This is a genomic window from Candidatus Photobacterium acropomis (assembly GCF_030685555.1).
GTDB classification, from domain to species: domain Bacteria; phylum Pseudomonadota; class Gammaproteobacteria; order Enterobacterales; family Vibrionaceae; genus Photobacterium; species Photobacterium lucens.
Map to the genome: position 1 here is coordinate 537,643 of NZ_CP131609.1, position 15,025 is coordinate 552,667.

The 15,025-nt window shown below is 43.2% G+C and carries 13 protein-coding genes; 9 read left to right on the top strand and 4 right to left on the bottom strand.

The genetic code is table 11. The annotated features are described in order from the left end of the window. Positions 1-104 precede the first annotated feature (104 nt). The 4 genes from Q7657_RS09110 (at position 105) to fre (ending at position 4,205) form a co-directional block, all read left to right on the top strand. On the top strand, positions 105-1,118 hold the full coding sequence (locus tag Q7657_RS09110; RefSeq protein WP_107166763.1) for a hypothetical protein: 1,014 nt from the start codon (positions 105-107) through the stop codon (positions 1,116-1,118). Positions 1,119-1,285: 167 nt separating this feature from the next. After that, complete coding sequence (ubiD, locus tag Q7657_RS09115) at positions 1,286-3,145, top strand: 4-hydroxy-3-polyprenylbenzoate decarboxylase (protein ID WP_107166762.1); 1,860 nt, start codon at positions 1,286-1,288, stop codon at positions 3,143-3,145. Positions 3,146-3,218: 73 nt separating this feature from the next. Continuing rightward, positions 3,219-3,485: a 2Fe-2S iron-sulfur cluster-binding protein gene (locus Q7657_RS09120; protein WP_181319886.1), complete on the top strand. Its 267-nt coding sequence runs from the start codon at positions 3,219-3,221 to the stop codon at positions 3,483-3,485. Between the two features lie 9 nt (positions 3,486-3,494). Further along, positions 3,495-4,205 carry an NAD(P)H-flavin reductase gene (fre, locus tag Q7657_RS09125; protein ID WP_107166760.1) on the top strand — a complete coding sequence of 237 codons (711 nt, stop codon included), beginning with the start codon at positions 3,495-3,497 and terminating at the stop codon, positions 4,203-4,205. Positions 4,206-4,268: 63 nt separating this feature from the next. Here the strand turns inward: fre and Q7657_RS09130 are convergent, their stop codons facing one another. Together Q7657_RS09130 and Q7657_RS09135 are read right to left on the bottom strand one after the other, a co-directional pair. Next, the gene (locus Q7657_RS09130; RefSeq protein WP_107166759.1) at positions 4,269-5,138 is read right to left on the bottom strand and encodes a carboxylate/amino acid/amine transporter; all 870 of its coding nucleotides are present in this window, start codon (positions 5,136-5,138) and stop codon (positions 4,269-4,271) included. 136 nt (positions 5,139-5,274) lie between these two features. Further along, positions 5,275-5,697 carry a universal stress protein gene (locus tag Q7657_RS09135; RefSeq protein ID WP_045068248.1) on the bottom strand — a complete coding sequence of 141 codons (423 nt, stop codon included), beginning with the start codon at positions 5,695-5,697 and terminating at the stop codon, positions 5,275-5,277. A 254-nt stretch (positions 5,698-5,951) separates the two neighbouring features. Here Q7657_RS09135 and ftnA point away from each other — a divergent pair, with 254 nt between their 5' ends. From ftnA to Q7657_RS09155, 4 genes are all read left to right on the top strand, one after another. Then, positions 5,952-6,476, top strand: coding sequence for a non-heme ferritin (ftnA, locus tag Q7657_RS09140; protein ID WP_045068246.1), 525 nt, complete (start codon positions 5,952-5,954; stop codon positions 6,474-6,476). Positions 6,477-6,548: 72 nt separating this feature from the next. After that, a complete protein-coding gene (gene uspB / locus Q7657_RS09145; RefSeq protein WP_053987395.1) occupies positions 6,549-6,884 on the top strand; it encodes a universal stress protein UspB in 336 nt (111 codons plus the stop codon). Positions 6,885-7,034: 150 nt separating this feature from the next. Next, complete coding sequence (locus tag Q7657_RS09150) at positions 7,035-8,144, top strand: mechanosensitive ion channel family protein (RefSeq protein WP_107166758.1); 1,110 nt, start codon at positions 7,035-7,037, stop codon at positions 8,142-8,144. Between the two features lie 130 nt (positions 8,145-8,274). Further along, the gene (locus Q7657_RS09155; RefSeq protein ID WP_107166757.1) at positions 8,275-9,462 is read left to right on the top strand and encodes a BaiN/RdsA family NAD(P)/FAD-dependent oxidoreductase; all 1,188 of its coding nucleotides are present in this window, start codon (positions 8,275-8,277) and stop codon (positions 9,460-9,462) included. 194 nt (positions 9,463-9,656) lie between these two features. Here Q7657_RS09155 and adiA read toward each other — a convergent pair whose 3' ends face one another. Beyond that, positions 9,657-11,945, bottom strand: coding sequence for an arginine decarboxylase (gene adiA / locus Q7657_RS09160; RefSeq protein WP_107166756.1), 2,289 nt, complete (start codon positions 11,943-11,945; stop codon positions 9,657-9,659). Positions 11,946-12,163: 218 nt separating this feature from the next. Then, positions 12,164-13,486 (bottom strand): putrescine-ornithine antiporter, encoded by a 1,323-nt coding sequence (gene potE, locus Q7657_RS09165; RefSeq protein ID WP_107166755.1) that lies wholly within the window; start codon positions 13,484-13,486, stop codon positions 12,164-12,166. A gap of 755 nt (positions 13,487-14,241) precedes the next feature. Between potE and Q7657_RS09170 the strand changes: the two genes are divergently transcribed. Continuing rightward, the gene (locus Q7657_RS09170; protein ID WP_107166754.1) at positions 14,242-14,982 is read left to right on the top strand and encodes a type II secretion system protein; all 741 of its coding nucleotides are present in this window, start codon (positions 14,242-14,244) and stop codon (positions 14,980-14,982) included. Positions 14,983-15,025 lie beyond the last annotated feature (43 nt).

Genomic DNA, 15,025 nt, shown 5'->3' on the forward strand with positions numbered 1-15,025 from the left:
TTTGAAAACGTCGCCTACGGGCGGCGTTTTTTATTGACACAAATCACCTTGTACTGCGATGGTATGGGCAAGGAAGCAGCGTGTTATTTCGCTAGGGAGGCGTTATGTTACGACATTGGTGTGCGTTAGGCTTGCTGATCGCCACGGCATTACAGCCTGTTGCAGCAACAGAAATAACTGAAGCGAAAATCCAGCATATTAAGCAAATGCCACAATTTGTCGCTCACATTGAAGCGCTCAAACCTTATTATGATCACAGTGATTTTCAGTCATTGGAAATTTTGCTTGATCAGCTCCCGCCATTAACTCAAGAAGTTGCTCGTAGCCAATTGATCAAATACGCTAGCGAAGTTGGCAGTTTTAACACCGCTCGTATTGCATGGCTGAAAATTCAAGCGAAGCGACAATCACCGTTTACTATTACCGAGCAAGGGGATGGTTATACCGTTAGCCGCATGGCTTTCTTTTATAGTAATCAAGCTAACGGACTGCTGCGTGAATGGAAAAAAGACTTAGTGAGCCAGCGTGCTGTGATTAACTTAGAGCGTGGAAAACTGACGTTATCTGAATGGCTAAAAGGTGATTTAGAGCAGCAGCAGAAGCGTAGCCAAGTGATAGCACGTGCGATCCCGCAATTATCTCCGCCAGCGATTAATGCGCTAGTTGAGCAATTTCATTCTGATCCTCAGCTGATTTGGTTGCCAGATAACAGCATCTTAGCCACCTTAGCGGCACACTCTAATGATGCGAAGTTATATGATGTGTTATGGCGTCGCCGTACCGATCAATACAGCTTGGCGGAATTAAACCGTTTATCTCAAAATACGGCTTCTGATTTTGTGGTAAACCAATTAATTGCAGCCACGGCTAACCCTTCTTTAAAAGAGCCTGCATACCGTGCTTTAACCAGTTTTAAGCCATTGCCAGATACAGCCAAAACCTTTTTACAGAACCAGTTAGGTAATGAAATAGAACGTTTGTTGATCACGCCTCACTTGCTTAAGCAAGGTCATAGTCACTGGTTACAGCAACTCTTAACTGTCAGCAGTGATCCCGAGCTGAGTGCTCATATCGAAGAGTTGTTATCGATGGGCTCTGTGTCTGCAATTAAACCTTAACCCTTTTATTTACTAGGGTTATAGCCAGCTTAATTGAAACATCTTGTGGCGAAATTAGACCGCAGAACGGGTGTTTTAGCCTCTACAACTGGTTATACTAGCGAAAATCATTCTCATCACTACGCTGTTATTTTCGGTTATGGCGTAGCTCAATCGTGGTATCAGATATGAAATTCAAGGATCTGCGAGACTTCATTGCTTATTTAGAGCAGAACGGGCAATTGAAGCGAATTAAGCAAGCAGTCGATCCCGATCAAGAAATAACAGAAATTAGCGATCGCACTTTACGTGCTGGTGGCCCTGCGCTTTTGTTTGAAAATCCTATTGGTTACAACATGCCAGTGCTTGCCAACTTGTTTGGTACGCCACAGCGTGTGGCGATGGGAATGGGGCGCACAGAAGTTAAAGAGCTGCGCGAAGTTGGTAAATTATTAGCGTATTTAAAAGAGCCCGAGCCACCTCGTGGTTTTCGTGAAGCGTTAGATAAGATCCCTGCATTTAAGCAAGTGCTGAACATGCCAGTAAAACGCCTGCGTAATGCTCCGTGCCAAGAAATTGTGTGGCAAGGTGATGAGGTTGATTTAGATAAAATCCCAGTGATGAGCTGTTGGCCTGATGATGTGGCACCATTGCTAACATGGGGCTTAACTATTACGAAAGGCCCACATAAAAAACGCCAAAACTTAGGAATTTATCGTCAGCAAAAAATTGCGAAAAACAAAGTGATCATGCGTTGGCTTGCTCACCGTGGTGGTGCGCTTGATTTACGTGAATGGATGGAAACTCATCCGGGTGAGAGATTCCCAATTACGGTCGCCTTTGGTGCCGATCCTGCTACGATTTTAGGCGCAGTAACGCCAATTCCAGATACCTTATCTGAATATGCTTTTGCAGGCTTACTGCGTGGGCGTCGTACTGAAGTGGTGAAAAGTTTAACCAATGACTTAGATGTGCCAGCAAGCGCTGAAATTGTCATGGAAGGCTATATCGATCCTGAAGAGTTTGCTGATGAAGGTCCTTATGGCGATCACACGGGTTACTATAACGAGAAAGAGCGTCATCACGTCTTTACCATCACGCATATCACCATGCGTAACGATCCGATTTATCACAGTACTTACACTGGTCGTCCGCCCGATGAGCCTGCGGTATTAGGTGTGGCACTCAATGAAGTTTTTGTGCCGATTTTGCAAAAGCAATTTCCTGAGATCGTTGATTTCTACCTGCCACCAGAAGGTTGTTCATACCGCATGGCGGTGGTGACGATGAAAAAGCAATATCCGGGTCATGCAAAGCGTGTGATGATGGGTGTGTGGTCTTTCTTGCGTCAGTTCATGTACACCAAGTATGTGGTTGTGTGTGATGAAAGTGTCGATGCTCGTAATTGGGATAGTGTGGTGTCTGCGATGACAACTCACATGGAGCCAGTACGTGATACCTTGTTCATTGATAACACCCCAATTGACTCGTTAGATTTTGCTTCGCCTGTGGTTGGACTTGGCTCTAAAATGGGCTTAGATGCAACAGTGAAATGGGACGCTGAGCTTGCTAGTACACCATTGATTGCAGCCAAATATGATGAGCAATTTGATGTTGAAGCGGGCATTGCTGCTTTGCGTGACGCTTACCCTGAGATCATTGATATTGAATTACCGACGGCAAGTAAGCAGCAGATGGCGATTGTAAGTATTACCAATACCGAAGCAGATCAAGCGCAACGTGTGATGCAAGGTGTTTGGGACTTCATGGCGCAGTTTAGTGATGCAAAATTTGTCATCTTGTGTGATCAAGACGTCAACGTGCGTGATTGGAACGATGTTATTTGGGCGATCACTACACGTATGGATCCTAGCCGTGATACGGTACAGCTAGCGTCAACATTAGACCAAAGTAGTAAGCTAGGATTAGATGCGACTAATAAATGGCCTGATGCTGTGGCACGCGAATGGGGCAACCCAATCGTTAAGAATCCACAAGTTGTCGCGAGAATAGATGCGATCTGGGACCAACTTGGGATCGAGAAGTAACGGTTTATCGCTATACTGAGCGGTAGAGTGAGTATTATTTATTGCTGCTTCAAATAGTCAGTAGTAAGAGAAAATTATGTATCAAGTACGCCTGTTGCCAAACAACATCACCTTTACTGCGTCAACGCAGCAAACGGTATTACAAGCAGCGCTCGACGCAGGCATTACTTTTCCCAATCGCTGTCAGGTAGGGGCATGTGCAATGTGTATGTGCCGTAAAACATCCGGTGAAGTGAGTTATCAGTTAGCGCCAATGCTCACTGAAAAAGAACAAGCGGAAGGATGGATTTTTACCTGCCAAGCGGTAGCGGAAAGTGACTTGGTGTTAACGTTAGACTAGAGGAAAACCATGTCTATCCAGTGCGAAGTAAAGTCAGTACAACCCTTAGCCGCGAACACGTATCGCATTTTGTTAAAGCCTGAGCAGGCGATTGATTTCAAAGCGGGACAATACCTGCTTGCGGTAATGGGCGAGAAAGATAAACGTCCATTTTCAATTGCTAGTAGCCCATGCCGTGAAGGCGAGCTTGAGCTACATATTGGTGCGGCAGAGCAAAATGCGTATGCATTAGAAGTCGTAGAAGCGATGAAAGCAGCATTAGATTGCAATGAGCCTGTCGTGGTTGATGCAGCCCACGGTGAAGCATGGCTGCGCCATGAAAGTGAGCGTCCACTACTGATGATCGCAGGTGGTACTGGTTTTTCTTATATCCGTAGCATGCTTGATAACGGCATTAGTCGTGGTTTAACTCAGCCTATCTTCGTTTACTGGGGCGGTCGTGGTATCGATCAGCTGTATGCGAATGAAGAGATGCAGGCCTTAGCAGCAAAACACGGCAACATTACCTATGTGCCAGTGGTTGAAAATGCTCCTGCAAATTGGTCAGGCAAAGTCGGTAACGTATTGGATGCGGTAGCAGAAGATTTTGTTTGCCTATCAGCGTACGACATCTATGTGTGTGGTCGTTTTGAAATGGCAGGTGCGGCGCGTGAGCGTTTCTGCAATGAGAAAGGTGCCCAGCGCGAACACATGTTTGCTGATGCGTTTGCTTTTATCTAAGTAATAAATATTCATTAAAAAGCCAGTGTTGATGCTGGCTTTTTTGTCTCTGAAGTAGGGGGATTAAGCGGTAGCTTGTGCTTTGCGTTTAACCCAAGTTTCGTTGATCCACAGTGACAACATGATAATGATACCGCCGATAAGTAAGCGCGGGTAATCCACATCTCGATTCCAAATCACAATGTTCACAATCAATCCTGCAGGGACTAATGCGTTATTCATGATTGCCAGTGCGCCCGCATTGACTTGGGTAGCCCCTTTATTCCAAATGAAATAACCGACGCCTGATGCAATGACTCCAAGATAAATCAACACGCCCCATTGCACGTCTGTGGTTGGCAATTTTGCGGTATTACCAAATAGTAGAAACATCGGCAGTGCGACACAAATTGCGCCGATGTAGAACCAACCGAACACCGTATGCTGCGGTAGATCTGCGCTCTCTTGTTCCATAATACGTTTATAGCCAACTTGTCCGATGGCAAAACACAGGTTAGCGCCTTGAACGATGAAAAAGCCAATGATGAAGTCTTGGTTAATGCCTTCAAACTTAATAACGGCGGCACCCAGTACGGCAATGGCAGCCGTTAATAGATACCAAGGTGAGAACTGCTTGTGCAGCGCATCATAAATCAAGGTGACGTAAATCGGCGTGAAAATGGTAAATAGCAGCACTTCAGGTACGGTGAGATACAAGAAAGATTGGTAATAAAAGCAGTACATAATGCCAAGTTGGAACGCGCCAATGACCATGAGTTTGAGGGCTAATTTGGGCTGAATATGTTTAAAGCGCAGAAATGGCAAAAAGACGAGTGCGGCAAGGCTGACACGGGTGAGAACGGAGAACCAAGGATCAACCTGACCAGCAAGGTAGACGCCAATTAAGCTAAAAGAAAACGCCCACAACAGGGTGATAGCAGATAAATATCCCATTCGTTACAACATCCGTTCAATCAATTAAGGATGCTCAGTGTAACCAAAGATAATGTTATCGCCTACGGCAGTGACAGCGGAAAGTAACAGGTATGAGCAGCAGCCAAAGGATCTGGCTGCTGGATGACAAGTCGGATTATTTTAGCGGTACCATCAGTAAGTCGACAGGAGTGCGGCTTAATAGCTGACGGGTAGAAGATAGGATTTTGCTCCAGAAATCTTGATGGTGACCACAGATCACTAAGTCGATATCTAGGTTTTTAATCGCATTGCAAATTTCTTCACTCAGATCGCCACTGCCAACCAAAGTATGGGCAACAGGATAATGGGCTTCTTGTGCTAAACGATGAAGTTGCACTTGAGCATCACTTTCAGCACGTTCGTGCATTTCTGCTAAATTAATATCAATCAGCCCAGTGTAGAGATCGGCATAATCTACATCGATGTGGATCAGCGATAATTTGGCATCCAAGGCTTGCGCAAGTTGTGCGGCTTTCTGGACTAAGATTTCACTATCTTCTGATAAATCAATGGCGGCAAGGATATGTTTGTAGACCATTAGCTGACACTCCATCTTCATTGGTTTGATTCATAGTAGCACTGAGTATGGAGCAAAAATATCGGTTTGGTCGCATCTTGTTGCGTATTTTGCGGTAAATTATTTTTCACAAACAACAAAGCGTTTTTGTTGTTATTTTCGTATCTTATGAAAATTAAAGATAATTATCTCAGTATTTTTTTTACGTTAGTTGCATTCTAAACAATGCGCAGTGACAATGTCTTGATTACACTTAAACAAACAGGAGTAGTGCAATGTTAGCCAAGGCTATGGTGGATAACCTAAACGAGCAAATCAATTTGGAATTTTTCTCTTCAAACCTGTACCTGCAAATGAGCGCATGGTGTGAAGATAAAGGTTTTGAAGGTGCTGCGGAGTTTCTACGTGCCCATGCCGCTGAAGAAATGGAGCACATGCAGCGTTTGTTTACTTATGTAAGTGAAACTGGTGCCATGCCAATTTTAGGTACAATTGAAGCGCCTAAACATGAGTTTGCTTCGTTAGGTGATGTGTTCCGTGAAACTTATGAACATGAGCAGTTAATCACCAAGAAAATTAACGAGTTAGCACATGTTGCATTCACGACGCAAGATTACTCAACTTTTAACTTCTTGCAGTGGTATGTGGCAGAGCAACACGAAGAAGAAAAGCTATTCAAAGGCGTGTTAGACAAAATTGAATTAGTCGGTGAAGACGGTAAAGCACTATTCTTTATTGATAAAGATTTAGCAGCAATGGCAAAAGCAGAGTCTACATCTGTTATGGATTCACAAGCCTAATATTGATAGGGAGCCAATTTGGCTCCCTTGTCTCCCGGTGAGTGAATCATCAAATTTTTGGGAGAGTAAAAGATGAGTAGTGATGCATTTCTTTTCGCGCTATTTTTAGTGGCGGTGGTTAATACTTCTCGTTATATCAGTACATTACGTACTTTGCTGGCAGTGATGAGAGAGTGCGATCCTTTGCTTTATCAACAAGTTGATGGACGCGGTTTTTTTTCTTCTCAAGGTAATGTCAGCAAGCAAATCCGCTTATTTCACTATATTCGTAGTGAGCAATATAAAAAGCATCATGATCCGGTCTTCATGGCTAAATGCATTAAAGTGCGCAAACTTTTCATCCTTGCCAGTACCTTTGTGATTGCTTTCTTTATCTCGATTTTTGCTGTGGCTTTCCTCGGTTACTGATCTCTCTTCGACTGATACCTAAAAACCTACCTTTTAGGCTGGCTTTGCGCTGTGCCTGATGTTTAGTATGATCTCGATATATAATGACTGATAGGCTATGCACATAGCCTATTTTTATGCATTGCGCTAACTATAGAGAAACAGAAAGGTATGGAAAAATTCATGCATTGGTGGGCGTCTTTAGAGAAAGGCGCATCTGTCGATTGGATGTATAACATCGGCTTATTGTTACTATTAAGCTCGGTGTTATGGGGTGGATGGATCCTATTATCACGTCGTTTGTCTTCCGTGGCAGAAAAGAGCCAGTTTATTTGGGATGACGCGCTGATCAGTGCTATTCGTGCGCCAATCACCTTATGTATTTGGGTATGGCCTGGCTTACTGTCACTGGGCATTCTGGTCGATAATTTAACCACGTATTCCAGCAGTTCATTATCAACAATCCGCCATTTATTGATCATCTGGACGATTGTTTGGACCCTGTTTCGCCTAATTGCCAATATGGAGCACACCATATTGGAAAACCGTCCGCAGCGTGATGCGACCACGGTGAATGCGATTTCCAAGATATTACGCCTGATCGTAATGGTGTTTGGTGGCTTAATTGCCATGCAAAACCTCGGCTTGAGCTTATCGGGTTTATTAACCTTTGGTGGTGTCGGTGGTTTAGTGGTCGGTATGGCAGCCAAAGATCTACTGGCTAATTTCTTCGGTGGCATGATGCTGTATTTTGATCGCCCATTTAAAGTCGGTGATTGGATCCGAAGCCCAGATCGCCAAATAGAAGGCACGGTAGAGAAAATTGGTTTTCGTATGACCATTATCCGCACCTTTGATAAGCGTCCTTTGTATGTGCCGAACTCGGTATTTAGCTCAGTGGTGGTAGAAAACGCCTCTCGTATGCTCAATCGCCGTATTAAGCAAAGTGTCGGTCTACGTTACTGTGACGCAGCGGTAGTTGGAGATGTTGTGCGTGATATTAAATCCATGCTGCAAAATCACCCTGATATTGATACCCGTCAGACCTTGATCGTGAGCTTTGATACTTATGGTGCTTCATCGCTGAATATCTTGGTGTATACCTTCACTAAAACCGTGGAATGGATCCGCTATAAAGATGTACAACAAGATGTGATGTTGAAAATTGTGGAGATCGTTCACTCACACGGTGCGGACTTTGCGTTCCCAACCACTACCTTGGATATTCCACAAGCGGCAGCCACAGCCATGGCGTCGATTGAGCGGGTTCAGCAAGCGTAAGGATAAATTATTACGGTTGGTATTACGCCATTAGGTAGGTAAAATAGCCGCCGCAAGAGAGAAAGGATGCTAGCGTTTAGCATCCTTTTTTCGTTTTTCCTTGGTGTTTTTGAAAGGCAGAGAGTAATTCATGGCAAATAAATACGATGTCGTCATTATTGGCGCTGGCGCGGCTGGGCTGATGTGTGCAGCAGAAGCTGGCAAGCGTGGTCGCTCTGTATTAGTGGTCGATCACGGTAAGAAGCCAGGGCGTAAAATCCTGATCTCAGGTGGCGGTCGTTGTAACTTTACCAATATGGATGTGGCTGCGAACAACTATGTTTGCCGTAATCCGCATTTTGTGAAATCTGCGCTATCTCAATACACCCAATGGGATTTTATTGGCATGGTATGCCAGCATGGGATTGATTATGAAGAGCGCGATCATGGCCAGCTATTTTGCTTAGATTCCGCCAAAGACATTGTCCAAATGCTGTTGGCTGAATGCGATATGCCAAATATTGCTCAGCGTTACCAAGTGGATGTTCATAGTATTGAAAAGACTGAATCTGGATTTACTCTAGGGTTTAATACTGACACCGTCAGTTGTGAATCGCTGGTGGTAGCAACCGGTGGTTTATCCATGCCGAAACTGGGTGCAACCCCATTTGGTTATCAAATTGCTGAGCAGTTTGGCTTGAAAATGATCCCAACGACTGCTGGTCTTGTGCCGTTTACGTTGCATGTTGAAGATAAAGAAGCGTTAGCAGATTTATCTGGTATTGCAGTGCCAGCCGTGGTGGAAACTGAAGATGGCACCTCGTTTAAAGAAAATTTACTGTTTACCCACCGTGGTTTGTCAGGCCCTGTGATCTTACAGGTATCGTCATACTGGAAGCCGGGACAAAAGATCACTGCAGACTTACTGCCACATTTAACCTTGGCAGATACACTCAATGAGATGCGTGAAGCACATCCAAACCAAAGCTTAAAGAACTCGCTGTCTCGCTTATTGCCAAAGCGTTTAATTGAAGCCTTGATTGAACGTGGTGATGTAGAAGATAAGCCGTTAAAGCAGCTTAATCATAAAGAGCTTGCGTTATTGAGTGAATATTTCCACCAATGGCAAATTGCCCCTAATGGTACTGAAGGCTACCGCACCGCAGAGGTGACACTGGGTGGTGTTGATACTGATGAGTTGTCATCGAAAACCATGGAAGCGAAGAAAGTAAAAGGTTTGTTCTTTGCTGGTGAAGTGATGGATGTCAGTGGCTGGCTTGGTGGCTATAACTTCCAATGGGCATGGAGCTCAGGTTATGTAGCAGGGCAGTATGCTTAAGCATTAAGGTAGTGAAGAGGTCGATAGTGATATCGGCCTTTTTTATTGCCTGTGATTTCTATCGGTAGGGGGTTATCTGTTTGAAGGATAGGATAGGTGAAAAGTGTATGGGTCGTCGTAAGTAATAAAAAAATCCCCACTCAAAGAGCGGGGATTTAGGGTAGTCACGTTATCGAATTATTCGATTCGAGTGCTTATTTTTTGATACATAGAACGTGGTATTTACCGTTCTCGATCTCTGCACCTTCTGTTTCGTGTTCGAAACCAGGGAATTCAGCATCCCAAGCTTCTAGTGCTTTCAAGTACTGGATTTGAGGACTTGTTTCGTCACCGAAGTTCTCACCACCCATTAGCATTGGGATGCCTGGTGGGTAAGGGATCACTGAGTGCGCTGCAACACGACCTTCTAGTTTATCCGATGGTACTAGCTCTACTTCGTTAGACACGATGTGCTGGTAAGCAGTACGTGGTTTCATGTCCATTTCTGGAAGAGTAGAGTAAGCTTTGTTTAGTACTTGGCTTGGGTTGTGACGTACTAGGTATTCAAACATCTTGTTACCTAGATCTTTCAGACCAAGACCTTTGTAAACTTCTGGAGCAGATTCAACTAGCTCTGGAAGAATGGTTTCTAGTGATGCGTTCGCATCGTAGTGACGCTTGAATGACAACAGTGTGTTGATCAATGTGTCACGTTTACCTTTAGTAATACCCATTGAGAATAGGAACATTACTTGGAAGTCAGTAGTACGAGTAGGTACGATACCGAAACGGCTTAGGTATGCAGTAACTAGTGCTGCAGGTACACCTGTTTCTAGGAAGTTACCTTTGTCGTCAAGTCCTGGAGTTAGTAGGCTAACCTTGATTGGATCAAGCATACACCAGTCATTGTCGATCTCGTCGAAACCGTGCCATTTGTCGCCTGGGTTTAGTTTCCAGTTTTCTTGGATAGTCATTAGCGCTTCAACAGAAGCATCTTCAAACTTCACTTTGTCACCGTTAGTTTCAGTAACAGTTTCTGCGTTCCAAGGCTTGAAGAACCAGTCGTTTTCGCTTGTGTAGTCGTTGAATAGCTGACGCATGTTTTGACGGAAGATGATCGCTTCGCGGTTTACTTCGTCAGTTAGTGTCTTACCACTCTCGCCCTTCATCATGTTCGCCGCAATGTCGTTAGACGCACAGATTGCGTATAGAGGCGATGTAGATGTGTGCATCATGTATGCTTGGTTGAAGCGATCGAAGTCGATTGCATCTTCACCGTTACGTACGTGGATGTATGAAGCTTGAGATAGTGCGTTCAATAACTTGTGAGTTGAGTGAGTCGCAAATACTGTTGGACCTTCGTGGTCTTTCGCATCGCCACGCATCGCAAAGTGACCCTTGTAGATAGGGTTGAAGCGAGCGTAACCGAACCATGCTTCGTCCATGTGAATACGGCTAGAGCTATCAGCTAGTAGCGATTCAGTCACTTCTGAGTGGTAACATAGACCGTCGTAAGTACAGTTAGTTACTACAGCGTAGCTTGCTTTCTTCTCATCAGCGTTGAATGCGATTTCAGCAGCGTCAGCTTTCTTAGCAATGCCTTCTTTGCTCATTTGAGCTTGGCTGATTGGACCGATGATACCGTAGCAGTTACGGCTAGGAACCATGTAGATTGGTCGTGCGCCAGTTAGGATCAGACCTTGCTCGATTGATTTGTGACAGTTACGGTCAATGATCGCGATGTCGTCATCTTTCAAACATGCTTGCATGATTGTACGGTTAGAACCTGAAGTACCAACGATACCTGAGTAAGATTGGTGTGCACCGAAGATCTTAGATGCTTCAACTTCTGAATCTTTGAATGCGCCGCTGTGGTCAAGTAGTGAACCTAGAGAAGCACGTTCGATACCCATATCTGTACGGAATAGGTTCTCACCGAAGAACTTGTAGAACTGGTTACCAGCAGGTGTCTTAGTGAAACCGATACCACCTTGGTGACCAGGCGCAGACCATGAGTACTCGTGGATGTCGTTGTAGTGCATCATCGCTTTCATGAAAGGAGGTAGCACTTGTGAGCGGTAACGACGCATTGCTGCAACGATACGGCCTGCAACGAAGTCTGCAGTGTCTTCTAGTACTGAGTAACACTCATCAACACGTTCCATTAGCTGGCGGTTGTTTAGGATAGAAGTACGTGCGCGTTCTGCTAGTAGGAATACTGGCACTTCTGGTTGACGTGCTTGTAGTGCTGCTAACAGATCAACTTCTTCGTGAGATTGAACAATCTGCTCTTCAGTTTTGTCTAGTGCAAGTACAAGGCTGTCGATTTGAGAAGCCATGATTACTGCACGTGCATCTTCGTATGAAGTTGCTGTTACGATTTCGATAGTGCGGTCAGAAAGCTCTTTAATAAGAGATTTAGTCGCGCGGTCAGCGTAGCTGTTTGGAATAATGTTTTGGTGCTCGATAACGAGTGCACGCATTTTATTAGTACTATTGTTCATAATAACGCCTGAATAAAATGATTGGTTGGCAGGTACGAAAGTCCGCAACATAAAAATTATGTAGTGATTAAACGTCGTGCCGAATATTTCAGGAGGGGAATAAATAATGTCGGTTATTAATTTTGAATTTTAATAAGAGACGTATTTTTATTTATTCCCGTATCCCTTTAGGTTGTTATTAATAAATTTCTTTAATATCGAATTTATTAAATCTTTAATTATTTAGCTTCTACTTCTTTTACATCACGAGCAGCAATGAAGCCGTAGAAGATGTAACCGAATAGAGTCAAGATAGTGCCGCCGAATACTGCTGTTGCACCACAAGCGTATACACCGTAGATACTGTAGATAACTGCTAACGTACCCACAACAGCGCCTAAGCGGTATTGCTTTGGTGTAACCATGTTTTTGCGTAGCATTACTTCCAGACCTGTCATAGATAGGATGTAAGGCACCATGTTGATAAATACTGCTAGGTTTAGTAGCGCATTGAACTGGTTAATCAAGTCTGGAGAAATTGTCATCATCGCTAGTGCAAGTTCAGCAACTAACATGATTAACATACCAGCGATTGGCGCACCTGCTTTGTTTGTTTTAGCGAAGATTTTAGGGAATAGACCTTCATCTGCCGCAGCTTTAGATACTTGAGCGTTGGTGAACTGCCAACCTAGTAGCGAACCGATACATGCGATTACTGCTGCTAGTGTAACGATGTTACCTACTGTTGGGTTAAACATGTGGCTAAATACTAGGCCAAATGGTGCAGTAGATGCTGCTAGTTCTGCGTTAGGAATAATACCTTGGATAACACCAGTAGAAGCAATGTAGATAACCGCTGCGAAACCTGTACCGAATAGAACGGCTAGTGGTACGTTACGCTCTGGGTTTTCAACTGCATCAGAGTTAGCACCCGCAGATTCAATACCTAGGAATGCCCATAAAGTCAGTGCGATACCTGAAGATACAGAGTGCATTGTAGTGTCGTGGTGTGGGTTCCATGCGCTCATGAAAGTTTGTGGATCGAACCACCACCAACCGATGATTGATAGACCTAGTACAGGTAGGATGATACCCCAAACAGTGAATGCTGAGATTTGACCTGTGATCTTAGGACCACCGAAGTTAGCAACCATAGTTAGAATAAGGATTGCACACACACCGAAGAAAGTGTGCATTGGTGTATCTAACCAAGGCATGAATGGTTTGATGTAACCAACAGCTGATACGGCGATTGCTACACAACTAATTACAAGACATACGTAGTATGTGTAAGAAGAGATAAAGAAAGATGATTTGCCGTGAGCTTCTTCCGCGTAAGCTGACATGCCGCCAGAACGTTTACAGAAAGCACCACATTTAGCGAACGTGTAAGCAATACACATTGCACCTAATGCTGTAACTACCCAAGATAGCATTGAGATTGCACCAACTTGAGCCAAGCTCGCTGGTAGCATAATAATACCTGAACCCATCATATTAACTGCTACAAGAACAGTTAATCCGACTAGACCCATTTTTTTAGTGCTAGTATCTGATGACATATATTCACCTATGATTAAAAGATAATAACAATTAATAAAGATTTAATTGTTATCGTGATATTCAATTAATATGTTCAAAGGTGATTTCAATAATAACGTTAAACTTATTACTTATTATTTTCTAATTGGGGGAAGTAATTAAAAAATAACTCATATATAAATCTTAACGTTTAAGAGTTATATATGAGGGCGAAATCATTTGCCCCTTGAACGAGGTGTATAATGCGACTGTTTTGATGAAAAAAAAACGTTAATTTCGGAATGAAACGTTCCATTTTTAGTGCTAAATATGGAAAACAGTATCGTTATTCGATCAGTCATTTTCGACAATAAGTCGACTGCATAACTCATTAGAGTTCTATGCATTATTATAATGACTCGTAATAACAATAGCTTGCGGATATCACTGGGTAAGATTTATCACATAAAAACTGCTTAAAAAGTGAATATGGAAAATATAATTATGCATAATTAGTGCAGTTAAATGCCTTTTGTATGATATTTATTTTTTTCTACATGGGGGTTAAGTTTTGCTTAAAAGCGAAAATCAGCTGTTTTTGAGTAAAAAAACGCTTTTATTTTGACCGATGTGGTTTGTAGTTAAATAAGGTGTTCATTTTTCATTAAGTTTAAATGGAATATGAATGATTTTTTTAATCATTTTTTGTAATAAAAATAATCAAATATTTTCATATCACCGCTAAAATATAATATTATTCCCATAAGGTATATTTGTATTTTGGTAGACGTTGAGTGTGAAAAACAAATTAGGCTTTACACTGATTGAACTCGTAGTTGTGATTGTGATTTTAGGTATTCTCGCGGTAGTCGCAGTGCCTAAATTTATGCAAATACAATCAGATGCGCGTAAAGCTGATTTACATCAACTGGCAGGTACATTGCAATCAACAGCTGCAACCGTTAATGCTAAAGCCATGGTTGAAGGTAAAGAGACAGCACTCACTGCTACGGTTGATGGTATTTCAATTGCTAATGGCTACCCCACTGCAACTGAAAAGGGCATTGTGAGTGCGTTATCGTCACCAGAATCTTGGTATCGCTACCCAATAGATATGAAAAAGCTGGCGTTAGGCAATCATTTTTGGAGTGATTGGGCTGGCAGTAAATTACAACTCAATATGGGCATGATGGTCTTTTCACTTAAAGATCTATCAGGTTTATCGCAAAAGCAGATCTTAGATAGCCATTGTTATGTCATATATACGGATTTAGCCGCTGGCGCAGAAAAGTCAGTCCCGGACAAGGGGTCTGCCGACAATAATGATAATGCGGCGGGTGGATGGCGACATAAGCTGTATCAATTACATAAGCGAATTTGGCAAAAAGGGATTTGCCCTTATGTCTTAAAGCCGGTGAAGCTTGATGGCTACTTTACTATTTGTCATAGCGAAGATAACCATAAAGAAGCAGACACACCTGACAATATGAATTTGATCAACGCGCCCACGATCACTGTGGTTGATGATAAGTGTTGATATAAAGAGACAATAAAAAAGGCGCTATTGAGCGCCTTTTTCT